This is a genomic window from Rhizobium gallicum bv. gallicum R602sp (genome assembly GCF_000816845.1).
GTDB lineage: Bacteria > Pseudomonadota > Alphaproteobacteria > Rhizobiales > Rhizobiaceae > Rhizobium > Rhizobium gallicum.
Genome location: NZ_CP006877.1, coordinates 3,842,739 through 3,863,591 on the forward strand (window position 1 = coordinate 3,842,739; position 20,853 = coordinate 3,863,591).

General features: G+C 59.9%; 22 protein-coding genes and 3 pseudogenes. 6 read left to right on the forward strand and 19 right to left on the reverse strand.

From position 1 onward, the window contains the following. Window positions 1-91: 91 nt before the first annotated feature. The 3 genes from RGR602_RS18770 to RGR602_RS18780 all read right to left on the reverse strand — a co-directional run bounded on the left by RGR602_RS18770 (window position 92) and on the right by RGR602_RS18780 (window position 2,270). Window positions 92-985 carry a LysR family transcriptional regulator gene (locus tag RGR602_RS18770; protein ID WP_039846333.1) on the reverse strand — a complete coding sequence of 298 codons (894 nt, stop codon included), beginning with the start codon at window positions 983-985 and terminating at the stop codon, window positions 92-94. 70 nt (window positions 986-1,055) lie between these two features. Beyond that, a complete protein-coding gene (locus RGR602_RS18775; RefSeq protein WP_039846334.1) occupies window positions 1,056-1,397 on the reverse strand; it encodes an ArsR/SmtB family transcription factor in 342 nt (113 codons plus the stop codon). 102 nt (window positions 1,398-1,499) lie between these two features. After that, the gene (locus RGR602_RS18780) at window positions 1,500-2,270 is read right to left on the reverse strand and encodes an SDR family NAD(P)-dependent oxidoreductase (protein WP_039847024.1); all 771 of its coding nucleotides are present in this window, start codon (window positions 2,268-2,270) and stop codon (window positions 1,500-1,502) included. A 94-nt stretch (window positions 2,271-2,364) separates the two neighbouring features. Between RGR602_RS18780 and RGR602_RS18785 the strand changes: the two genes are divergently transcribed. Next, entirely contained in the window at window positions 2,365-3,141 is a 777-nt protein-coding gene (locus tag RGR602_RS18785; RefSeq protein ID WP_039846335.1) for a DeoR/GlpR family DNA-binding transcription regulator, read from the forward strand. Window positions 3,142-3,192: 51 nt separating this feature from the next. Here the strand turns inward: RGR602_RS18785 and RGR602_RS38485 are convergent. Further along, a pseudogene (locus RGR602_RS38485) lies at window positions 3,193-3,399 on the reverse strand (TetR family transcriptional regulator); the annotation flags it as partial. Between RGR602_RS38485 and RGR602_RS39755 the strand changes: the two are divergent. Continuing rightward, window positions 3,319-3,534 carry a hypothetical protein gene (locus tag RGR602_RS39755; protein WP_039846336.1) on the forward strand — a complete coding sequence of 72 codons (216 nt, stop codon included), beginning with the start codon at window positions 3,319-3,321 and terminating at the stop codon, window positions 3,532-3,534. The pseudogene RGR602_RS38485 and the gene RGR602_RS39755 overlap by 81 nt on opposite strands. A gap of 43 nt (window positions 3,535-3,577) precedes the next feature. Here RGR602_RS39755 and soxR read toward each other — a convergent pair whose 3' ends face one another. Next, window positions 3,578-4,039: a redox-sensitive transcriptional activator SoxR gene (gene soxR, locus RGR602_RS18795; protein ID WP_039846337.1), complete on the reverse strand. Its 462-nt coding sequence runs from the start codon at window positions 4,037-4,039 to the stop codon at window positions 3,578-3,580. A 66-nt stretch (window positions 4,040-4,105) separates the two neighbouring features. Between soxR and RGR602_RS18800 the strand changes: the two genes are divergently transcribed. Both RGR602_RS18800 and RGR602_RS18805 read left to right on the forward strand, forming a co-directional pair. Next, a complete protein-coding gene (locus RGR602_RS18800; protein WP_039846338.1) occupies window positions 4,106-4,681 on the forward strand; it encodes an NADPH-dependent FMN reductase in 576 nt (191 codons plus the stop codon). Window positions 4,682-4,901: 220 nt separating this feature from the next. Then, window positions 4,902-6,086, forward strand: a complete 1,185-nt coding sequence (locus tag RGR602_RS18805) for an acyltransferase family protein (protein ID WP_039846339.1) — start codon at window positions 4,902-4,904, stop codon at window positions 6,084-6,086. 70 nt (window positions 6,087-6,156) lie between these two features. On the opposite strand, the gene RGR602_RS18810 is transcribed toward RGR602_RS18805, so the two are convergent. From RGR602_RS18810 to RGR602_RS18855, 10 genes and pseudogenes are all read right to left on the reverse strand, one after another. Next, window positions 6,157-6,564 carry a F0F1 ATP synthase subunit epsilon gene (locus tag RGR602_RS18810; protein ID WP_039846340.1) on the reverse strand — a complete coding sequence of 136 codons (408 nt, stop codon included), beginning with the start codon at window positions 6,562-6,564 and terminating at the stop codon, window positions 6,157-6,159. Then, complete coding sequence (locus RGR602_RS18815) at window positions 6,564-6,803, reverse strand: hypothetical protein (RefSeq protein ID WP_039846341.1); 240 nt, start codon at window positions 6,801-6,803, stop codon at window positions 6,564-6,566. Before RGR602_RS18815 ends, RGR602_RS18810 begins: the two co-directional genes overlap by 1 nt. Beyond that, entirely contained in the window at window positions 6,803-8,275 is a 1,473-nt protein-coding gene (gene atpD, locus RGR602_RS18820) for a F0F1 ATP synthase subunit beta (RefSeq protein WP_039847025.1), read from the reverse strand. The genes RGR602_RS18815 and atpD overlap by 1 nt, the downstream gene beginning before the upstream one ends. 23 nt (window positions 8,276-8,298) lie before the next feature. Next, complete coding sequence (locus tag RGR602_RS18825) at window positions 8,299-9,183, reverse strand: F0F1 ATP synthase subunit gamma (RefSeq protein WP_039846342.1); 885 nt, start codon at window positions 9,181-9,183, stop codon at window positions 8,299-8,301. Window positions 9,184-9,209: 26 nt separating this feature from the next. Next, window positions 9,210-10,739 (reverse strand): F0F1 ATP synthase subunit alpha, encoded by a 1,530-nt coding sequence (gene atpA, locus RGR602_RS18830; protein WP_039846343.1) that lies wholly within the window; start codon window positions 10,737-10,739, stop codon window positions 9,210-9,212. Further along, window positions 10,739-11,305, reverse strand: a complete 567-nt coding sequence (locus RGR602_RS18835; protein ID WP_039846344.1) for a F0F1 ATP synthase subunit delta — start codon at window positions 11,303-11,305, stop codon at window positions 10,739-10,741. Before RGR602_RS18835 ends, atpA begins: the two co-directional genes overlap by 1 nt. Window positions 11,306-11,559: 254 nt before the next feature. Then, on the reverse strand, window positions 11,560-11,949 hold the full coding sequence (locus RGR602_RS18840) for an AGROH133_08824 family phage infection protein (protein ID WP_039846345.1): 390 nt from the start codon (window positions 11,947-11,949) through the stop codon (window positions 11,560-11,562). An 82-nt stretch (window positions 11,950-12,031) separates the two neighbouring features. Next, the gene (locus tag RGR602_RS18845) at window positions 12,032-14,248 is read right to left on the reverse strand and encodes a primosomal protein N' (RefSeq protein ID WP_039846346.1); all 2,217 of its coding nucleotides are present in this window, start codon (window positions 14,246-14,248) and stop codon (window positions 12,032-12,034) included. 155 nt (window positions 14,249-14,403) lie between these two features. Further along, window positions 14,404-14,529 (reverse strand): annotated as a pseudogene (locus tag RGR602_RS38490) (AAA family ATPase); the annotation flags it as partial. A gap of 21 nt (window positions 14,530-14,550) precedes the next feature. Continuing rightward, window positions 14,551-15,498 (reverse strand): GNAT family N-acetyltransferase, encoded by a 948-nt coding sequence (locus tag RGR602_RS18855; protein ID WP_039846348.1) that lies wholly within the window; start codon window positions 15,496-15,498, stop codon window positions 14,551-14,553. Between the two features lie 141 nt (window positions 15,499-15,639). Between RGR602_RS18855 and RGR602_RS18860 the strand changes: the two genes are divergently transcribed. Further along, window positions 15,640-16,575: a tyrosine recombinase XerC gene (locus RGR602_RS18860; RefSeq protein WP_039846349.1), complete on the forward strand. Its 936-nt coding sequence runs from the start codon at window positions 15,640-15,642 to the stop codon at window positions 16,573-16,575. Between the two features lie 86 nt (window positions 16,576-16,661). Continuing rightward, a complete protein-coding gene (locus RGR602_RS18865; protein ID WP_039846350.1) occupies window positions 16,662-17,738 on the forward strand; it encodes a TraB/GumN family protein in 1,077 nt (358 codons plus the stop codon). Window positions 17,739-17,905: 167 nt separating this feature from the next. Here RGR602_RS18865 and lpdA read toward each other — a convergent pair whose 3' ends face one another. From lpdA to RGR602_RS18880, 4 genes and pseudogenes are all read right to left on the reverse strand, one after another. Continuing rightward, a complete protein-coding gene (gene lpdA / locus RGR602_RS18870) occupies window positions 17,906-19,312 on the reverse strand; it encodes a dihydrolipoyl dehydrogenase (protein ID WP_039846351.1) in 1,407 nt (468 codons plus the stop codon). 26 nt (window positions 19,313-19,338) lie between these two features. Beyond that, a pseudogene (locus tag RGR602_RS37330) lies at window positions 19,339-19,481 on the reverse strand (LysE family translocator); the annotation flags it as partial. Window positions 19,482-19,505: 24 nt separating this feature from the next. Then, entirely contained in the window at window positions 19,506-20,258 is a 753-nt protein-coding gene (locus tag RGR602_RS18875; protein WP_039847026.1) for an SDR family oxidoreductase, read from the reverse strand. Continuing rightward, the gene (locus RGR602_RS18880) at window positions 20,255-20,809 is read right to left on the reverse strand and encodes a hypothetical protein (RefSeq protein ID WP_407692033.1); all 555 of its coding nucleotides are present in this window, start codon (window positions 20,807-20,809) and stop codon (window positions 20,255-20,257) included. The genes RGR602_RS18875 and RGR602_RS18880 overlap by 4 nt, the downstream gene beginning before the upstream one ends. Between the last annotated feature and the right edge of the window lie 44 nt (window positions 20,810-20,853).

The window sequence follows — 20,853 nt, forward strand, 5'->3', positions numbered from 1 at the left end:
CCCCATGCCGATCCGGTATCTCGGGGGAAGTCTTTCAGGGAAACATCGAGTGATCAATAAAGCTGTCCCGTCGGCTGATAGGAAATTTCTATCATAGACTTTCGCTCTCTGCGAGTATTCTCGCCTCGTGCAGCAACGCAGACACGAGCGGCGTAAAAGGCTCGCGATGTGTGGCGACCAACCCGACCGAATGATGGGCCGCCGGCTCGACAATCGGAATCATGCGTATTTCGGCGGGAAATCCAAAGGATTCAGCCACATTACGCGGCATGATGCTCGCCCAGCGCCCGGTTCTGACGTGAGAAAACAGCACGATCATCGAACCGGATTCCAAAGTGGGATGCGCGCTCGCGCCCGCTTCCGCGAGGTGCCGGTTGATGATGCGGCGGTTCTGCATGTCAGCCGTCAATAGGCAAAGCCGAAGGTCGCCCACTTCGCGCCAGGTCACGGTCTCGCGATCGGAAAGCGGACTTCCAGCGGCAGTGATCAGGTGATAGCGCTCGGCATAAAGCGGTACGGTCGTTACACGCCCAAGGGGCTCGTTTTCAAGATAAGTCACCCCGGCGTCGATCTCGAGATTTTCGAGCATGCTCAACACCTGCAGCGAATTGCGCGAAACGATGGAGAAGGTGACGTCCGGGTGCCGCTCCTGAAAAGGCGTCGTAATACGCGGTAGCATCGCCAGAGCTGTCGGAATGGAAGCAAGGCGCAGATGGCCGGAAAGACCTTTGCGCGCCGCACGCATCTCTTCGCGCATGGTGCGCGTGTCTCCGACGATGCGCCTTGCCCATTCGAGGACACGTTGGCCTTCCGGCGTCAGACCCTGGAATCGTGAGCCCCGCTGCACCAGCATGACGCCCAGTTGATCTTCAAGTTGGCGAATTGCAGCCGACAGCGTGGGCTGCGAGATGCCGCACTCCTCGGCAGCACGGCCGAAGTGCTTTTCGTTGGCAAGGGCAATGAAGAATTCAAGTTTGTCGATCATCCGGCCTTCCGCCCGCTTCGGGGGACAAGCCATCTTTGGCGCTTGCCGCCAATAATCGCAAGGGCAGGAATCAGTCGGGGTCGGTTGCTTCGAACAAGCCGAAGAGAGAATCCAGGAAAATCGTCAGATTGGCATTGCCGATGCTGTAATAGACCAGCCGGCCTGCCCGGCGCGTGTTAACGAGGCCCTCCATGCGCAGCCGCGCAAGCTGCTGTGATACCATCGCTTGCTGTATACCGAGCAATTCCTCGATTTGGCTGACCGTCCTTTCCTCCTTGGCGAGGATGCAGAGAATGAGAAGCCGGGTTTGATGCGCCATTGCTTTCAGCAGGTCGCTTGCTTCGTGGGCTTTTACAGCAAGCTTCTGCAGTTCCTGGCCGGTTATTCCCGGTTCGGTCTTTGGCAAGGGCATTCTGAATCTCTGCTGGATGCACTTCAGGTAGCCGCAACGATAACATATCCACACGCCGGCATTGTACCCAATTGGCGAAATACCAAAAAAAGTCCAAACAAATCAGCAGATAAGCTGGCCACCATTGATTTCGAGCACTTGGCCAGTGATGTAGCCGGAGAGCGATGGCGCAGCCAGAAAGAGATAGGCGGGCGCGCAATCCTCGGCAGTTCCGAGACGTTGCAGCGGTATACTCTTGCGGGTCTGCTCCAGCTTCTCCGGCGAGGAATAACGCCCGTGGAAGTCGGTTTCGATCGTGCCCGGCGAGACGCAATTGACCCGGATCGCATCCGGCGCCAGCTCGCGTGCGAGCGCTTTAGAATAAGTGGCGACGAAAGCCTTGGAGGCGGAATAGATTGCCGAGCCGGGACTGCCGCCAGTCAGCGCCGAGATGGAAACCGTATTGACGATCGCCGCCCCGTTGGCTGCCCGCAACGCCGGCAGCAGCGCACGCGTGAGTTCGACGACAGATGTCTGATTGAGTCTGACGATCGTGTCGTATTCCCTGTCGGTCAACGTGTCTGCCAAAAACCGGCCGACCATGGTGCCGGCATTGTTGACGAGTGCGTGTACGATGCCGAAAGTATCCAGAGCTTTCGCTGCGAAAGCGGCAGTGCCGTTCGGCGCGAGAAAATCGGCTGCAACGAGAACCGCACGCCGCTCCTGCTCTGCTGTCAGCAGGAAATCCGGCAAATCCCTTTCGCTGTTGCGGCCAGTGTGAACCAGGACGTGCGCGCCGCAATCCAGGAACTGCCGCGCGACTTCGAGGCCGATTCCACGTCCTGCTCCCGTCACCACGACATTGCGATTCTCAAAAAGCTTGGGATGAAACACGCTTGAACCCTCCCGGCTCCGGCCGCCAGTCGCCGATTGCGCAATTTTCGCTTTAACATATGATCCGGCCCAACGAAAGAAAGGGAGCGAAACCATGTTTCTGTCCGGACGGCAGACGGAGATCCTCGATATCGCCAAATCGGAAGGCCGCGTGCTGGTCGAAGATCTGGCAGCGCGCTTCTCTGTCACGCCGCAGACCATCCGCAAGGATCTGAACGATCTTTGCGATGGGCATGTGCTGACGCGCATTCACGGCGGAGCGATCTTTCCGGGCGGGACGGAGAACGTAAAATACGAGGCGCGCCGCTCGATCGCCGCCAGCGAAAAACTCGCGATCGGCCGCGCGACCGCTGATCTTATTCCCGACAAAGCCTCGCTCTTTATCAATATCGGAACGACGACCGAGGCCGTCGGGGAAGCGCTCGTCGACCACCAGGAATTGATGGTGATCACCAATAACATCAACGTTGCCAGCCGCTTGCGTCTTTTTCCGTCGATCGAGGTCGTCATCGCGGGCGGCGTGGTGCGCCATTCGGATGGCGGCATCGTCGGCGAAGCAGCCGTCGATTTCATCCGGCAGTTCAAAGTCGATTACGCCGTCATCGGCGCTTCGGCGATCGATCCGGACGGTGCGCTTCTCGACTTCGATTTCCGCGAGGTGAAGGTCGCGCAGGCAATAATGGCGAATGCGCGCCACGTCGTCCTCGTTGCCGACTCCACCAAGTTCGAGCGCACGGCTCCGGTGCGCATCGGCCATCTGTCACAGGTCCACACCTTCGTCACGGACGACTGCAACGTCGAATCCCTCAGGAAGGTCTGCGCGGAAAGTGGCATCAATCTGATCGAAACCTCGGAAAAAGCATTGTCGTAGAGCGTTCGTTTGACATTCGCTTTTCTTCGTTCTAGCGCTATTTTTTTCGTTAAGACGCCGCCGCATGTCGCGCATGTGGGCTTCGGCGACCTTGCGGGCCAGGTGATCCGCTTCGGGGAACTCGGCCGCGGTATTGATCTGCCCCGATAAGTTTCCCGCCCCACCCGATCCACTAAAATGAGCGTCAAGCTCGGCCCAGGCATCGTCCGGCCGTTTTCTCACTCGATCCCAGGTATTCCAAAAGTCGAGGTCCTCACGGTGATCGGCGCGCAGGGTGACATGCGCTTCCGGATCGTCGCGCAGGGGCAGGACACCTACGCCTTCTCCGCGCCGATAATCCGCGAAGCGGCCCTCCTGTCGAGGGATATCCGCGCAAAGCCGCCGGCAGGATGAAGCGGCTGCCCTTGAGCTTTCTGCGGGCGATTGCAGCGGCCGCCTAAGGCTCCTCCAGCAGGCGCGCACCGGTTCCCTCTTTGCCAAGCTTGTCGCAGGGATTTCGCAGCGGGCAGCTTTCGATCGACAGGCAACCACAGCCGATGCAACCGGTCAAACGATCGCGAAGCAACGTCAGCCGCCTGATCCGCGAATCCAGATCGTCCTTCCACATCTGCGAGAGCTTCTGCCAGTCACTCGCAGTTGGGGTGCGCCCCTGTGGCAGCGTATCGAAGGCCGCCTGAATTTCGGCCAGCGGTATGCCGACCCTCTGCGCCACCTTGATGATGCCGAGACGGCGCAGGACATCGCGCCCGTAACGCCGCTGGTTGCCGCGCGACCGCATGCTCGAAATCAGGCCTTTGGCCTCGTAAAAATGCAGCGCCGAGACGGCCAGTCCGCTGCGCTCTGCCACTTCGCCTATAGTGAGAAGCCTGCTGAAATTGGTCGATGAACTTGTTTCCATATTGACCTCAATATTGGTTGAGGTTTTATAAGCCAAGCTCCTTGCAGCGTAAAGAAGGGGCAATATATGCAAACCGCTATCAGAATCGGCGTCATCTACGGAAGCATACGTGAGGGCCGGATATGCGACCGGGTGGTGAAATGGCTGACGCGGCAACTCACGCTCTACCCGCTGATCGACCTCGATATCATCGATCCGCTCGATTTCGATCTGCCTGCCCGGCACGATAGCGGTCATCCGGAAATTGAGCGTCTCGCCTCTCGCCTGAATGCGGCAGATGCCTTCATCGTCGTCACGCCGGAATATAATCACAGCTTCACGGCGGCACTCAAATTCGTGCTCGATTCATTCAACGAACCCTGGCACGGCAAACCCGTAGCCTTCGTATCCTATGGAGGCATCTCGGGCGGTCTGCGTGCTGTCGAACAGCTGCGGCTTGTCTTCGCCGAACTGCATGCGGTCACCATTCGTGACACCGTGAGCATTGCGGCACCTTGGAACCGTTTCGATGAAGACGGCAACCTCGAGCGGCCCGAAGACTCGCTCAAGCTTCTCGCCCGGATGGTGGCAAGGCTGCAATGGTGGGCGCATGCGTTGTCCGCCGCGCGCGCCGAGCGACCTTATCGAAACATCGCCGCCTGAATCACGCCTGTTTCCGTTCCCGGCAGGTACGGAAATGCCGGCGAGCACCCGGGCTGGCCTATGCCCGGGTGTTCGCCCGGTGCATATGTTAGCGTTCGCGCCCGATGGCCGGCGAAGATGGATCGCGCGCCCGTCCACATGCCGGCGGCCCAAAGAAGCGCCCTTGTCCTACGCGCCATCATGTCCTAGGCCTGAGGAAAAGCAGACAGGCGAGGCACGAATGGAGATAGATCGGAGGCTGGCGGGTGCCGATGCCATGCGTGCGGCGGCGTGCCTCCTCGTGCTCATTCATCATCTTGTCCTGCGCGTCGAGATCAATCAGGTGGATCCCGCCGCCCGATCGGCCTTGGTCATTGCCCGCTTCGGCAATTTCGGCGTGGCGATCTTCTTTGTTCTAAGCGGCTATCTGCTTGCGCGGCCCTTCTGGCGAGCTCTCGATGAGCACCGCCCATTGCCGGGTATGAAAACGTACGCCATACATCGTGCGGCGCGCATCCTGCCTGGCTACTGGGTGGCGCTGACTGCAGGCTTCGTTTTGAGCATCACACTGCTTGGAGATCCACCAACGGCCGAGCTCGGCATGCGTTATGCCGCAGGCTTCCTTTTGATGAGCCAGTGGCATTGGCGCACTTTGTTTCCGGTCGAAGGGAACGGGCCGCTTTGGTCGATTCCATTCGAAGCGACATGTTATGTTTTGCTGCCGGCGTTCATGCTCGCTCTTCATTACTTCAGCCGCGCGCTGCCGCGCTTGTCTACGCGTCTCGTTTGGCTTGGCGCCATAGCGACCGCTCTTGTCTTGCACTGGTTAACCGTCAACGCCTTGCAGCCGGACCACATGCAGCGCGGCTGGCAGTTCGGCATGGCGGGCGGTGCGAAGGAATGGATGCCGCGTTACAATCCGATCGGCTTCTTTGCGATCTTCGCGCTCGGTATCCTTGCTTCGGGCGTCGAGACAATCCTGTCGAAGCGAAAGGTAGCTCTCTTCGATGTCCTCGCCTGTATTGCCATAGCCGGTAGCGCCGCTGCCCTCGTCTCGTCTGAGGGCGGGCCTTGGGAGGCCTATGGCTGGCTCGGAATTCCTTATAGCTTTCCGCTCTTTCCGATAGCTATTGCAGCGGCCCTAGTCGCGCTGGCGCGCTCGTTATGGCTCGGCAACTGTCTCGATAGTCGAGCGGTCCGCTTCACCGCGAAAATTTCGTTCGGCATCTATATCTGGCAGGATCCGGTCATTTCAGCCGTGGAGGCGCTTTTTCCTTCCGCCTTCGGCCCGATCAGCGACAATCTTCTCTACGGCTGGCTGCTCTGGTCGCTCCTCGCAGCAGCCCTTGTGTTCGTCATCGGAAGCCTCAGCTATATTTTCATCGAACGGCCGGTCTTGGTGAAAGTCCATGCCGTTCCACGTTGAGCCGGCCCCCCTGCCGCAAACAAAAAGCGGCCCGCTGAGGCCGCTTTAGGGTATTTCGCTGCAATCCCGATCAGTCCTGCTGGACGATGCCGCGCAGATGCGTCAGCTCCAGGATGAAATGCTCGAGCTTGGACTTGTGCTCGTGATGCAGGGCATCCTCAAGCTCCTTCTTCGCAGTCTCGATACGACGGGTCAACTCGTCCTTGGTCAGGTCCTCGACCGCAACAGCGGATTCTGCAAGCAGCGTGCAACCGGTCGGCAGGATGTCGGCGAAGCCGCCGAAAACAACGTAGTCCTGCTTGGAGCCGCCACTGGAGCGGACGCTGACGATGCCTGGCTTGATGGTCGTCATCGTCGGGGCGTGGTGCGCCATGACGGTCATCTCGCCCTCGGTTGCCGGAATGACAACTTCCGTCACCATCTCCGACAGGAGCAAGCGCTCCGGAGATACGAGTTCAAAATTGAAATTGTCAGCCATCAGTGACTTACCTTCTCGGCTATGGCCTTTGCATCTTGCAGTTTGGTCCCGCAGAACGGGCAGTGCATTATCGCCTGATCGAGATATCCCAGACCTTCCTCGGTCTGTACCAAACCCACCACCATCATCAGCACGCCATTATCTGCTCTGTAAACGGTCGGCGCCGCCGGGGCGGGAAGTCCTGCCACGACTTCCTTCAGGGAGTCGCAGCAGAAAATCTCGTCACGAGCTTCGTTCATCAAGCAGCTGCGGAGAGCTTCTTGGCCTTCTCGATGGCTTCGTCCATCGAGCCGACCATGTAGAAGGCGGCTTCCGGCAGGTGGTCGTATTCGCCGTTGACGAGACCCTTGAAGCCCTTGATCGTGTCTTCGAGCGCAACCAGCTTGCCCGGCGAACCGGTGAAGACTTCGGCAACGAAGAACGGCTGCGATAGAAAACGTTCGATCTTGCGGGCACGGGCGACGGCGAGCTTGTCCTCTTCGGACAGTTCGTCCATGCCAAGGATGGCGATGATGTCCTGCAGGGCCTTGTAGCGCTGCAGCGTCGACTGAACCTTGCGAGCAACTTCATAGTGCTCTTCGCCGACGACCATCGGGTCGAGCATGCGCGAGGTGGAGTCGAGCGGGTCGACGGCCGGGTAGATGCCCTTTTCGGCAATCGAGCGCGATAGAACGGTCGTCGCGTCAAGATGCGCGAACGAAGTTGCCGGAGCAGGGTCGGTCAAGTCGTCAGCCGGAACGTAGATAGCCTGAACCGAGGTGATCGAGCCGGTCGTCGTCGTCGTGATGCGTTCCTGCATCTGGCCCATGTCGGTTGCGAGCGTCGGCTGATAACCGACGGCCGAAGGAATACGGCCAAGCAGAGCCGACACTTCCGAACCTGCCTGCGTGAAGCGGAAGATGTTGTCGACGAAGAACAGAACGTCCTGGCCCTGGTCGCGGAAGTTTTCGGCAACCGTCAGACCGGTCAGAGCGACGCGAGCGCGAGCGCCCGGCGGTTCGTTCATCTGGCCGTAAACGAGGGCTGCCTTCGAGCCTTCACCGCCGCCATGCTTGTTGACACCCGATTCGATCATTTCGTGATAGAGGTCGTTGCCTTCGCGGGTGCGCTCGCCAACGCCTGCAAACACCGAGTAGCCACCGTGAGCCTTGGCAACGTTGTTGATCAGTTCCATGATGAGAACCGTCTTGCCGACGCCTGCGCCGCCGAAGAGGCCGATCTTGCCGCCCTTGGCGTAAGGAGCCAGAAGATCGACGACCTTGATGCCGGTGACGAGGATCTGTGCTTCCGTCGACTGCTCGACGTAAGACGGTGCGTCCTGGTGGATCGCACGCTTGGAAGCGGTAACCAGCGGACCGGCTTCATCAACCGGCTCGCCGATGACGTTCATGATGCGGCCGAGCGTTTCCGGGCCGACCGGAACCGAAATGGGAGCGCCGGTGTCCACGACTTCCTGGCCGCGGACCAGGCCTTCGGACGAGTCCATGGCGATCGTGCGGACTTCGTTTTCACCGAGATGCTGCGCGACTTCCAGAACCAGGCGGTTGCCCATGTTGGTGGTTTCGAGCGCGTTCAAAATCGCCGGCAGTTCGCCTTCGAAAGCAACGTCGACGACGGCGCCGATAACCTGTGTGACCCTGCCGACAGAGCCTGTGGCGGTCTTCTTAGCAGCGGTCTTCGCTGCCGCCCTCGGGGTAGCTGCCCTAGCCATTTTCATACCCTCTTTCTCTAACCTCAGAGCGCTTCCGCGCCCGAAATGATTTCAATGAGTTCCTTGGTGATCTGAGCCTGACGCTGCCGGTTGTAGCTGAGCGTCAGCTTGTTGATCATCTCACCAGCGTTGCGCGTCGCACTATCCATCGCGCTCATCTTCGCGCCCATTTCGCCGGCGACGTTCTCGAGGAGCGCGCGGAAAATCTGGACGGAAATATTGCGCGGGATCAGATCGTTCAGGATCGATGCCGGATCCGGTTCGTATTCATAGACGGCACCCGCATGCACGACGTCTTCAGCAACAGCTTCCGGAGCCGAAGCCGGGATGAGTTGCTGAGCCGTCGGCACCTGCGAGATGACCGACTTGAACTCCGAGTAGAACAGCGTGCAAACGTCGAATTCGCCGGCTTCGAACATCTCGATGACGCGCCTGCCGATCTGGTCGGCGTTCTCGAAGCCGATGCGCTTCACGTCGCGAAGCTCCTTGCGCTCGACGATGAGCGACGCAAATTCGCGACGAAGAACGTCATAGCCCTTCTTGCCGACGGTGAAGATCTTGACGGTCTTGCCTTCGGCGATGAGCCTGCGGGCATGGTCGCGGGCAAAGCGCGCGATCTGTGAATTGAAGCCACCGCAGAGGCCGCGCTCGGCGGTGCAGACAACGAGCAGGTGAACCTGAGCCTTGCCCGTACCCGTCATGAGCACTGGTGCGCTATCGCCATCCGTCATCGCTTTGGAGATGTTCGAAAGAACAACCGCCATGCGCTCCGAATAGGGCCGGGCGGCCTCGGCCGCCTCCTGCGCACGCCGAAGCTTCGCCGCGGCGACCATTTTCATCGCCTTGGTGATCTTCTGCGTCGCCTTGACGGAGGCGATCCGGTTTTTCAGATCCTTAAGTGAAGGCATCCGTTTTCCGTCCTAATTAGGTGCGATCAGGCGAAAGACTTCGCGAAGGTATCGAGAGCAGCCACAAGCTTGCCCTTGGTATCGTCGCTGATTGCCTTTTCGGTGCGGATCGTGTCGAGGATGGCCGAGCCTTCCGAACGCAGGTACGACAGCAATGCCTGCTCGAACTTGCCGATCTGAGCGACAGCGATCTTGTCCAGGTAGCCGTTGACACCTGCGAAGATGACCGCGACTTGCTCTTCCACCTTGAGCGGCGAGAATTGCGGCTGCTTCAGGAGTTCGGTCAGGCGGGCACCGCGGTTCAGCAGGCGCTGCGTCGCAGCGTCAAGGTCAGAACCGAACTGGGCGAAGGCGGCCATTTCGCGATACTGGGCGAGCTCACCCTTGATCGAGCCCGCAACCTGCTTCATCGCCTTGATCTGGGCGGCCGAGCCGACGCGCGAAACCGACAGACCGACGTTAACCGCCGGACGGATGCCCTGATAGAATAGGTCGGTTTCGAGGAAGATCTGGCCGTCGGTGATCGAGATCACGTTGGTCGGAATGAACGCCGAAACGTCGTTGCCCTGCGTTTCGATGACCGGCAGAGCCGTCAGCGAACCGGCGCCCATTGCGTCGCTCATCTTTGCAGCGCGCTCGAGGAGACGCGAATGGAGGTAGAAGACGTCGCCCGGATAGGCTTCGCGGCCCGGCGGGCGGCGCAGCAGCAGCGACATCTGACGGTAGGAAACAGCCTGCTTGGACAGGTCGTCGTAACCGATCAGCGCATGCTGGCCGTTGTCGCGGAAATATTCGCCCATGGCGCAGCCGGAAAACGGAGCCAGGAACTGCATCGGAGCGGGATCGGAAGCCGTCGCTGCGACGATGATCGAATACTTCAGGGCGCCGCGTTCTTCGAGAACCTTGACGAACTGCGCAACCGTGGAGCGCTTCTGGCCGACGGCGACGTAGACGCAGAAAAGCTTTTCAGCTTCCGGACCGGAGTCGTGAATGGCCTTCTGGTTCAGGATCGTATCGAGAAGGATCGCGGTCTTGCCGGTCTGGCGGTCGCCGATGACAAGCTCGCGCTGGCCACGGCCGACGGGGATGAGAGCATCGATAGCCTTGAGGCCGGTCGACATCGGCTCATGAACCGACTTGCGCGGGATGATGCCGGGAGCCTTGACGTCGACACGCGCACGGCGCGTCGCGTTGATCGGGCCCTTGCCGTCGATCGGATTGCCGAGCGCGTCAACGACGCGGCCAAGCAGTTCCGGACCAACCGGGACGTCAACGATGGCGCCGGTCCGCTTGACGGTGTGGCCTTCCTTGATGTCGCGGTCGGAGCCGAAGATAACGACACCGACGTTATCGGACTCGAGGTTCAGCGCCATGCCGCGGATGCCGCCGGGGAACTCGACCATTTCACCCGCCTGAACGTTGTCCAGACCGTAAACGCGAGCAATACCGTCACCGACAGAAAGCACCTGGCCGACTTCCGAGACTTCCGCCTCTTTGCCGAAGTTTTTAATTTGATCTTTGAGAATTGCGGAAATTTCCGCGGCGCGGATATCCATCAGCCAACCTCTTTCAATGCAAGCTTGAGGGTAGAAAGTTTGGTACGAAGCGACGTATCAATCTGACGGGACCCGACCTTCACGATCAGACCACCAAGAATTGACGGATCAACCGTGACGGCAATCGTCACGTCTTTGCCGGTGACGCCCTTCAGCGCCGCCTTCAATTCGGTTTCCTGCGCTGCGGTCAGCGCATGGGCCGAGGTAACCTCGGCAGAAATTTCGCCACGCTGGCGAGCAGCAATGATGCGGAAGGCCTTGATGATGCCCGGGAGGGCAAAGAGGCGGCGGTTACGCGCCACAACCTTCAGGAAATTAGCAAAGAAGCCGCTGATGCCTGCCTTCTCGCTGATTGCAGCGACCGCCTTGAGCTGATCGTCTGCGGAGAATACCGGGCTTGCAACGAAGCGCCTCAGGTCGTCGCTCTCGTCCAGCATCGCCTGGAAACGATTGAGATCTGTAGTGACGCTCTCGACGGCGCCTTCTTCAAGAGCCAGTTCGAATAGCGAGGACGCATATCGTTCTGCAACACCAGAAGCAAGCTGGGACGTGTCTGCCACGGGCACAAATTTCCCTGATTTCAACCCAAGAATCCGGCCTTTGGCGGGCGCCTGACCTATGCTCTTGAATTCGTTTTGATTTCCCCCAGAAATCGCAAGAGAAGCCTCTTGCTTCTTCCGAAATTCGGGGTCCGTCTAACATAGGATGTCGGGACTCGCAACACGCGTAATGCCCGAATATGCCTTTCGAATGCTTTTCTATCGGCAAAATCGTGAAATGGCGCAAAGCCCGGCGAGCGAGCGGCTCGCGGCGCGGTAATCTAGGCTGCGAAGAAGCCCAAGGAATAGGCGAGCGGGAGGGCCGCTAGAGCCGCTTGCACAACCAGAAGTAAATAGTTGAGAATTGTGCTCCCCTTATCGGAAAGGAGCGAAACGACCCGGGCGAAAGCCGCCATCGCAAATGCCGCCCCAAGCGCCATGTAGATGAAATCCTGCGCCAGCATGATCGCCGCCAGTCCAAATCCGAGATAGAAACCGCCGACGGAGCGTTGCTCGGCGAAACCATCCCGGCGGTCTCCACGCGGCTGAAGGCCGAAAAGCTGCATCGCATATCCGGGCGCGAACATGATGACGAGACCCGCAAGAGCGGTGAACGCCGCCGAACAGAATGCGAGCTGCTCGGCAAAGGTCTCGGGAAAATAAAACTCCATGGATCAACCCCAAATCACGCTGCGAATGGCTGCCCCTTATGGCATGATTGCGCCGGGTGGAAAACGGCTGTCAATCGCCGATCTACAGGAAGCTTTGCGGGTCGATATCGAGCTGGACGTGCACGGAGCCACGCTCTTTCGGCGCCTGCGCAAGCATACTGCGCAGAAATGCCTGCATGTCGGAACTCCGCCGCCCGTGTACGAGGAGCCGGAAACGGTAGCGGCCGCGCACCAGCGCCAGCGGTGCTTCGGCGGGGCCGAGCACGGAAATGCCGGAAACCTGCGGCGCCGCGCTCCGCATGCCGCGGGCATGGTTTTCCGCATCATGGCGCGTTTCGGCCGAGACGATAATCGACGCAAGGCGTCCGAAAGGTGGCAAACTTGCCCGCTCGCGCTCGGCGATTTCCCGCTCGTAGAACGCGCTCGCGTCGCCTGAAACGATTGCCTGCATGACGGGATGCTGCGGCTGGTACGTCTGCAGCAGGCCATGGCTCTTCAGACCCGTTCGCCCTGCGCGGCCTGTCACCTGTGAAAGAAGCTGGAATGTTCTTTCCGCCGCGCGCGGATCACCGTTGGCGAGACCGAGATCCGCATCGACAATGCCGACCAGCGTCATCAACGGAAAGTTATGCCCCTTGGCGACGAGCTGCGTGCCGATGACGATATCCGCTTCGCCCTTGGCGATCGCCTCGAGTTCCAGCCGCAGGCGTTTGACGCCGCCCATAATGTCCGAGGATAACACGATGGTCCGCGCGTCGGGGAAATGACGCTCGACTTCTTCCGCGATGCGCTCGACCCCCGGCCCACAGGCAACGAGGTGATCGAGCGTTCCGCATTCCGGACAAGCCTCCGGCGTCCGCTCCGTATGGCCGCATTGATGGCACTGCAGCTGGCTGCGGAAACGGTGCTCGACGAGCCAGCTCGAACATTGCGGGCACTGGAAGCGGTGGCCGCAGACACGGCAGAGCGTCAGCGGTGCGTAGCCGCGTCGATTGAGGAAGAGCAGCGCCTGCTCGCCCTTTTCGACCGTCTTGCCGATCGCGCGGATCAAGACGGGCGAGAGAAAACCTTCCCTTTTCGGCGCGTGCCGCCGCATATCGACGAGATGCAGGTCGGGCAGCGCCGCCTCGCCGTAGCGTGTCGGCAGATGGATGGTGCTGTAGCGTCCGCTCTGACCGTTCACCTGGCTTTCGAGGGAAGGGGTCGCAGACACGAGAACAACCGGGAAATTGCCGATGCGACCGCGCACGACTGCCATGTCGCGGGCATTGTAATAGACGCGGTCTTCCTGCTTGTAGGCAGGATCGTGTTCCTCATCGATGATGATGAGCCCCAGGTCTTCGAACGGCAAAAACAATGCCGACCGGGCGCCGGCAACCACGCGAATCTCGCCGGTCACCGCCTGCCGCCAGACTTTCTCGCGCATGCGCGGCGCGAGATCGGAATGCCATTCGGCCGGCTTTGCGCCGAACCGGTCCTGGAAGCGCTCCAGGAAACTTGCGGTGAGCGCGATTTCCGGCAGGAGGATCAGCACCTGCTTGCCACGGCGAAGCGTCTCGGCGATCGCCTCGAAATAGACCTCGGTCTTGCCGGATCCCGTCACGCCATCAATCAGCGAAACGGCAAACTCACCTTTTGTGACTTCGCACAAAATCTCTTCGGCGGCATCCTTCTGCGGCCCCTGCAGCCGCGAAGAGGCAAAGTCCGGATCGGGTTTTGCCACGACCGGAGGCGGAGGCAGGAAAATTATCTCGAAAAGCCCTTGGCTGATGAGGCCATCGACAACGCTGGTGGAAACACCGGCGGCATGTGCAAGTCCGGTCCGTGTCCACGAGACACCGTGCGATGCTGTATCGAGCACTCTGGCACGCGCAGGCGTCATCCGCTCCGGCTCGCCGCCGACGAAGCGCAATCCTTCCGCCATCGGCTCCGGTTCGAAGGCATTGGGCGCACGAAGCGCCATTCGGGCAACAAGACCGGGCGGCGATAGCGTGTACGCAGCCACCCAGTCGATGAACTCCCGCATTTCCTTGGATAGCGGCGGGCAATCGAAGACATGCGTGATCGGTCTAAGCTTCTTCGGATCGACGCCATCTTCACCACCGTCCCAGACAACGCCGATCACCTGTCTGGGGCCGAGCGGCACCTGCACGAGCGAACCCGCCTCGACCGCCATGCCATCCGGCACGGAATAGGAATAGGGTTTCGGTGCAGGCATGGGCACGAGAACCGGAACCGTGCGGGTTCCGGCTGGTGCATCGAGTAACGCGCCAAAGAGATCGGACGAATCTGTGCTCATCGGGCGTGACCATGCCCGCTATAAAGCAAAAAGAAAACCTGCGAGAACATCGCCTGCTCGTCCTCATCGAGCATCGGGGCCATGACTGCCAGACATGGCGTGCGCAGCGGCGACGATCGGTCGGCCATCAACCCATGAAAGAAGCACCAGCCATCGATAGAGCGCCGGAGCTTGCCTTTTCCCGCGCCGTTTTCGCCGACGGAAAGATTGATGCCCGAAAGATCCATGCGGATCGATCGCAGCGACCTTTCGTTCTGGGCGAACATCGAGCGGAGCAGCATGCCTCGCTTTAACCTATCCGCTCAACGAAATGAATGGGCCGCCACTATCTCAGGCGCGGGCGGCTGGATAAGCGGCAGGAACCGTGCATCGCTGTCCGCACGCAGATCATGAAGCGTGTGTTTTTCAAGCGCCTTGGTCACTTCGTTTATGTCGCCGTCCAGATGCCCCACCGGAACGAGATCGCCGATGATGAAATCAAATCGATCGCCGCGCTTGTTGAGAAGTTCGTGAAACACCGTCATGTCGCGCAGTTCGGTCGACCACTTTGCAAACCAGTAGAAAAGACCGGAGTTGCGCGCGGTCATGTGGACCGGCAAGATCGGCAGATTGTATTTGCGGGCAAGCCCGACGGCAGAGTTTTTCCACGGCCTTTCGTTCAGCCGGCCGTTCGCCCAATAGGCGATGCGGCCCGAGGGAAACAATACCGTTGCCTTTCCTTCCTTCACGGCGTGGTTCGTGAGCTGCAGCGTCTCACGGGTCTTGAGTTTCGTCTTGTATTCGTCCCTCCATTCCACAGGGATCACCATTTCCGCAAAACGCGGATTGACGCGCACCGCGTCCCGGTTGGCAAAGAACATCATGTCCGGGCGGCGGTTCTTCAGGAGGTCGAAAACTGCAACACCATCGGCAATGCCGGTCGGATGATTGCTGACGAGAATGAAGCCGCCGGATGCAGGGATACGCTCGGCATTTCTAACCGCGATATCCAGCCTCAGCAGGTTGCTCATATATTCGAAGCACTGGAAGCCCGGCATGTTCGCTACGTCGTTAGCGAACTGAAGCGCCTTGTTATAGCGCAAAAGCGCATAGAGAAAGGGCCGCATCACCGGCCAAAGCGGGTGGCGGACAATGTGCTGGCCGCGCTCGGCGATCAGAGTATCAACGATGTGTCCGGGGTTGCCGTGGGAAACCAGAGCGATCGCTTCCGCGAGCTGTCCGAAAGCCGTCGTGGATTGGCGCCGTGCCATGCAAAGTCCTGTTTCGTTCGGAACAGCTATCGCAACCTATTATGATGGAAGCATGACAAGAGCTTGGCCGATATTAGCAATTCCCTAACGGTCCCTGCTCCAAACTTGGCAAAGGCAAGAACAAAATCAAGGCCCGCGCCAGTGAACGAACTCCTGATTATCGCCGACCCGCGCCTGATGGCGGAACGCAGCGCCTGGCTTGAAAATCTCGAGCGCGAGCGACGCTTTTCCGAACACACGCTCGACGCCTACGAGCGCGACAGCCGCCAGTTCCTCACCTTCCTGACCGGCCATATCGGCGGCCCGGCGACGTTGAAGGACATTGAATCTCTTCGCCCGGCCGATTTCCGCGGCTTCCTGGCTGCCCGCCGAAAAGAAGGTTCCGGTGCGCGATCGCTTGGCCGCAATCTGGCCGGTCTTCGGTCGCTGCTACGATATCTGGAAAAAAAAGGTTTGGTGAACGCTGCCGGAGCGGGAGCCGTTCGCTCGCCGAAACAGCCGAAATCGCTGCCGAAACCACTCTCCGACAAGCAGGCGATCAATGTCGCCAGCGACGAGGCACAGCTTCACGAGGAACCATGGATCGCTGCGCGCGATGCCGCCGTTTTCACGCTCCTCTATGGCTGCGGTCTGCGCATTGCCGAGGCACTTGACCTGACTGCGGACAGCTTGCATGCAGGCGCCACAACACTGCGCATCACCGGCAAGGGCAACAAGACGCGCCTGGTTCCGCTGCTGCCCGTTGTTCTTGAAGCCGTTGAGAAATACCGCTCTCTCTGCCCCTACCATCTGGAGAGCGGAGAACCGCTCTTCCGCGGCGCTCGCGGCGGCAAGCTTCAGGCTGGGATCATCCAGCGCACGATGCAGCGGATGCGCAGCGCCTTCGGATTGCCGGAAACGGCAACACCGCATGCGTTGCGTCATTCTTTTGCAACCCATCTGCTGGCTGGCGGCGGCGATCTGAGGACGATCCAGGAACTGCTCGGTCACGCAAGCCTGTCGACGACCCAAGTCTATACCGGCGTCGATTCATCGCGTTTGCTGGAAGTTTACGATCGTGCTCATCCAAGGGCGTAATTTTTTGTTAACGCATTCTCTTAAGGCAAAATGCGCATGCAAGGCGTAGAGCATGAGCTCTCATACATTGTGACCGGAACATCATCATGACGATCACCATCGGCCACCTTAGTCTGCGCATTGCGACACCGGACAATATGTTGCTCGGGCTGATTGCAGCCTTCCATATGCTGCTTGCCGCCGCGCTTCTCGCCGGGCTCCTTGCGGTGTCTTCGGCGCAGGCTGCCGACGATACCTGCACCGGCAAGAACCTGATGACCGAGCTGCAGCAAAACGATCCTGCCCGCTATGCAGAGGTCGTCAAGGAAGCGGATGCGACGCCGAACGGCAAAGGCATTTTCTGGAAAATCGAAAAGCCCGGCCTGAAGACCTCGTTTCTGCTTGGCAGCATGCATGTCACTGATCCACGCGTGCTGAACCTGCCGCTCTACGCCCAGGCCGCCCGTGATGGCGCCGATACGATCGTCATCGAATCCGATGAGATCCTGAGTGAGAAGAAGGCGGCCGCCGCCCTCCTCGCCCGGCCGGACCTCACCATGTTCACCGATGGGACGACGATCGAAAAACTCCTGTCGCGCGAGGATTACGCCCGTCTCGGTGCTGGCCTCAAGCGACGCGGCATTCCGCTCTCCGCCGTTTCGCGCATGCGACCCTGGATGATTGCGAGCGCCGTCGCGCTCCCCGCCTGCGAAATTTCCCGCAAGGCGAAGGGTATCCCCTTCCTCGATCAGAAGATCGCAGCCGACGCAACCGCCGAAGGCAAGCAGGTGCGCGGGCTCGAAACGCTTGCCGAACAACTGCAGGCAATGGCCGAACTTCCGGTCGAATTCCATCTGAAGTCACTGATCGAGACCCTAGAGCTCGGCTCCAAGATGAACGACGTCGTGGAAACGATGACCGATCTCTATCTCTCCGGCGACATCGGCATGACCATACCGATGCTGAAGACAGTTTCGCCGGACGGCAAGGACGAGGAGAGCGATTACGCCAGCTTCGAGCAGCGCATCATCCTCGACCGCAACAAAATAATGGCCGAGCGCGCAGCTCCGATTCTCGCCAACGGCAATGTCTTCATGGCGGTCGGCGCCCTGCATCTGCCAGGCGATGGCGGAGTGATCGAACTTCTGCGCAAACAAGGTTTCACCGTCACGCAAGTGAATTGAAGCTACGCGCATATCCTTCATTTCAGCTATCCGGTTGCTCGTGCTCGCGGGACCGAAGCCAGACTTAAATCGCACTTCAGACCAGTATGGTGAAGGCATCTGGCCGAAGCCATTAAAAAAGCCGCGGTCCTTGCGAACCGCGGCTGTCTGAGCTCGGTCTTCGGGATTTACATATGGATCGGCTTGAAGAAGGCAGCGAGTGCCGCTTCCTTCACTGCTTCCGACATTGTCGGATGCGCATGGCAGGTGCGGCCGAGATCCTCGGCAGAACCGCCAAACTCCATGAGAACGGCAATCTCGTGGATCATCTCGCCGGCACCGAAGCCGACAATATGACCGCCGAGAACGCGGTCCGTCGCCTTGTCCGACAGGATCTTTACGAAGCCGTCTGTCGCGAGCATCGCGCGAGCGCGGCCATTTGCCGTGAACGGGAACTTGCCAGCTTTATAGGCGATGCCTGCAGCCTTCAGCTCTTCCTCGGTCTTGCCGACGGAGGCGACTTCCGGCTGTGTGTAGACGACGCTCGGGATGACGTCGTAATTCACATGACCGGCCTGACCGGCAAGGATTTCGGCAAGCGCCACGCCTTCGTCTTCCGCCTTGTGGGCCAGCATGGGACCCTTCACGACGTCGCCGATTGCATAAATGCCGGCGACATTGGTCTTGAAGTGGCCGTCGATCTCGACGCGACCGCGATTGTCGAGTTTGACACCCGCCTCTTCAAGGCCGAGGCCTGCCGTATAGGGCAAGCGGCCAGTGGCGATGAGAACGACTTCCGCTTCGAGCGTCACCTTGTCGCCGCCCTTGACCGGTTCGAACGTCACCTTGGCACCCGTGCCGCCCTTCTCGACGCCAACGACCTTGGCGCCGAGGTTGAATTCGATGCCCTGCTTGGCGAGCATACGCTGGAACTGCTTTGCTACGTCGCCATCCATGCCGCCGAGGATCGTGTCGAGATATTCGACGACGGTCACCTTCGCACCGAGGCGTGACCAGACAGAGCCCAATTCGAGACCGATGACGCCGCCACCGACGACGATCATCGTTTCCGGCACATTCTCCAGCGCAATACCGCCGGTCGAGGAGATGATCACCTTTTCATCGAACTCGACTTGAACGCCTGGGATGCCGGCAACATCGGAGCCTGTGGCTATCACGATGTTCTTGCCTTCGATCTCCTGGACCTTGCCGTCGTCGGCGGTCACGGAAACTTTCCCGGCGGAAACGATCTTGCCGGTGCCTTGGAAGGCATCGATCTTGTTCTTCTTGAAGAGGAAGGCGACGCCGTCGACATTCGACTTCACCGTCGCATCCTTGTGCGCCAGCATCTTTTCGAGATTAAGCGTCGGACGCGGTATTTCGATGCCGAGCGCATCCATGCCGTGACCGGCATGATGGAACATTTCGGAAGCATGCAGCAACGCCTTGGAGGGAATGCATCCGACATTAAGGCAGGTGCCGCCGAAGGTCGCGCGCTTTTCGACGACCGCGACCTTGAGGCCGAGCTGGGCCGCCTTGATCGCGGCGACATAGCCGCCGGGGCCGGTTCCGATAATGATCACATCATAGGACATTGTTTCTTTTCCTTTGCTTTAATCGTTTAGTCGGCCGCGCGGGTGAGTGCGAGGCGGAAGCCGAGGCCGACCAATGCGGCGCCGGCGATGCGGTTGAACCATTTGTTGCTGGCAACGAAGCGGTCGCGATGGACTTGACGGTGAAGAGGATCGAGACGCCGGCGAAGAATTTGCATCGTTTACCCTTTGCGACCTACCGCCCACCGCTGACGTTGAGGATTGCACCCGTGACGTAGGAGGCCGCAGAAGAAAGAAGATAGAGGACGGCATCGGCCACCTCTTCTGCCGTTCCCGGCCGCTGCATCGGAATGTTCGGCGCCATGTCGCGCGCACGGTCCGGCAGTCCGCCGGAGGCGTGAATATCGGTGTCGATAATTCCCGGACGGATCGCATTCACGCGGATGCCATCCGCGGCGACTTCGCGGGCGAGCCCGATCGTGAAGGTATCGATCGCCGCCTTCGAAGCGGCGTAATCCACATATTGCGACGGTGATCCGATGATCGCCGCCATCGACGAGATGTTGACGATCGCTCCGCCCTTGCCGCCATGCTTGCTCGACATGCGACGAACAGCCTCCGCCGCGCAGAGAATGGAGCCGGTGACATTGACGCGCATCATCCGCTCGATGCGCTCGACGCTCATTTCGTCGACGCGCTGAGCCGTATCGACGATACCGGCATTGTTCACCAGCCCATCAAGCCGCCCGAAATGGCGATCAACGGTTTCGAACATCGAGGTGATATCAGCGGCGTTGCCGACATCGCCTTTGACGGCAATCGCCTCGCCGCCGTCCGCCGTGATCGCTTCAATGACGGCATCCGCGGCTGCCCTGTTGGAGACATAATTCACGGCAACCCGCCAGCCTTGTTTGGCAGCAAGCCTTGAGACGGCAGCACCGATGCCGCGGCTTGCGCCGGTCACGAGCAAAACAGGCACATCACTCATTTCGCGCATTCCTTGAAGGTCAGGACATCCCAGGGCGCGACCGTCGCCTTGCCTTCGCCCCAAATCGAGGACTCGCGGATCGCCGGACCGAGGCCAGGCAGCACGATCCTGTCAGCAGCGCCCTGCGCCTCCGCCTGAAGATTATCCAGTTCGCCCGCGGCACGGACGCTGTAGACCGGCCCTTGCCAGATCGTGCAGGCATCGAGATCCGCACCCGTCACATCACCATCCGGGCAGTTGAACATGACGATGCCGATAGCACGATCGGGATCCTCCGACGGCATCACATAGCCGTCCAGAACGATCGAGGTCTTCAAGACATTGATCTTGAACTGATTGCTTGCCGCGGCGGCTTCGGAACCGAGCGGCGAAAAGCGGAGTTCATAAGCGCCGTCGCGATCGGCATAGACGGCATCAGACTGCTTGCACTCGGCCGAAAGCGCAGCTCCCGTCATTGCGCACAGGAAAAGTGGCGCCGCCAGGGCAGCCGCCAATTTCAGCCTAACGATTAGAAGCGAACTGCCGTCCGCTGCCGGAACTCCACGCGCCATAAGGCACTCCTTGCCGCGAAAAACAGGGCCGCTCGCGCGGCCCC

Coding starts and splice junctions, on each gene's coding strand:
- atpA (WP_039846343.1), bottom strand. CDS start 10,739: ATGGATATCCGCGCCGCGGAAATTTCCGCAATTCTCAAAGATCAAATT.
- RGR602_RS18775 (WP_039846334.1), bottom strand. CDS start 1,397: ATGCCCTTGCCAAAGACCGAACCGGGAATAACCGGCCAGGAACTGCAG.
- RGR602_RS18840 (WP_039846345.1), bottom strand. CDS start 11,949: ATGGAGTTTTATTTTCCCGAGACCTTTGCCGAGCAGCTCGCATTCTGT.
- lpdA (WP_039846351.1), bottom strand. CDS start 19,312: ATGTCCTATGATGTGATCATTATCGGAACCGGCCCCGGCGGCTATGTC.
- RGR602_RS18845 (WP_039846346.1), bottom strand. CDS start 14,248: ATGAGCACAGATTCGTCCGATCTCTTTGGCGCGTTACTCGATGCACCA.
- RGR602_RS18855 (WP_039846348.1), bottom strand. CDS start 15,498: ATGGCACGGCGCCAATCCACGACGGCTTTCGGACAGCTCGCGGAAGCG.
- RGR602_RS18825 (WP_039846342.1), bottom strand. CDS start 9,183: ATGCCTTCACTTAAGGATCTGAAAAACCGGATCGCCTCCGTCAAGGCG.
- RGR602_RS18810 (WP_039846340.1), bottom strand. CDS start 6,564: ATGGCTGACAATTTCAATTTTGAACTCGTATCTCCGGAGCGCTTGCTC.
- RGR602_RS18800 (WP_039846338.1), top strand. CDS start 4,106: ATGCAAACCGCTATCAGAATCGGCGTCATCTACGGAAGCATACGTGAG.
- RGR602_RS18815 (WP_039846341.1), bottom strand. CDS start 6,803: ATGAACGAAGCTCGTGACGAGATTTTCTGCTGCGACTCCCTGAAGGAA.
- RGR602_RS39755 (WP_039846336.1), top strand. CDS start 3,319: ATGAGCGTCAAGCTCGGCCCAGGCATCGTCCGGCCGTTTTCTCACTCG.
- soxR (WP_039846337.1), bottom strand. CDS start 4,039: ATGGAAACAAGTTCATCGACCAATTTCAGCAGGCTTCTCACTATAGGC.
- RGR602_RS18880 (WP_407692033.1), bottom strand. CDS start 20,809: ATGGCGCGTGGAGTTCCGGCAGCGGACGGCAGTTCGCTTCTAATCGTT.
- RGR602_RS18875 (WP_039847026.1), bottom strand. CDS start 20,258: ATGAGTGATGTGCCTGTTTTGCTCGTGACCGGCGCAAGCCGCGGCATC.
- atpD (WP_039847025.1), bottom strand. CDS start 8,275: ATGGCTAGGGCAGCTACCCCGAGGGCGGCAGCGAAGACCGCTGCTAAG.
- RGR602_RS18785 (WP_039846335.1), top strand. CDS start 2,365: ATGTTTCTGTCCGGACGGCAGACGGAGATCCTCGATATCGCCAAATCG.
- RGR602_RS18770 (WP_039846333.1), bottom strand. CDS start 985: ATGATCGACAAACTTGAATTCTTCATTGCCCTTGCCAACGAAAAGCAC.
- RGR602_RS18865 (WP_039846350.1), top strand. CDS start 16,662: ATGACGATCACCATCGGCCACCTTAGTCTGCGCATTGCGACACCGGAC.
- RGR602_RS18805 (WP_039846339.1), top strand. CDS start 4,902: ATGGAGATAGATCGGAGGCTGGCGGGTGCCGATGCCATGCGTGCGGCG.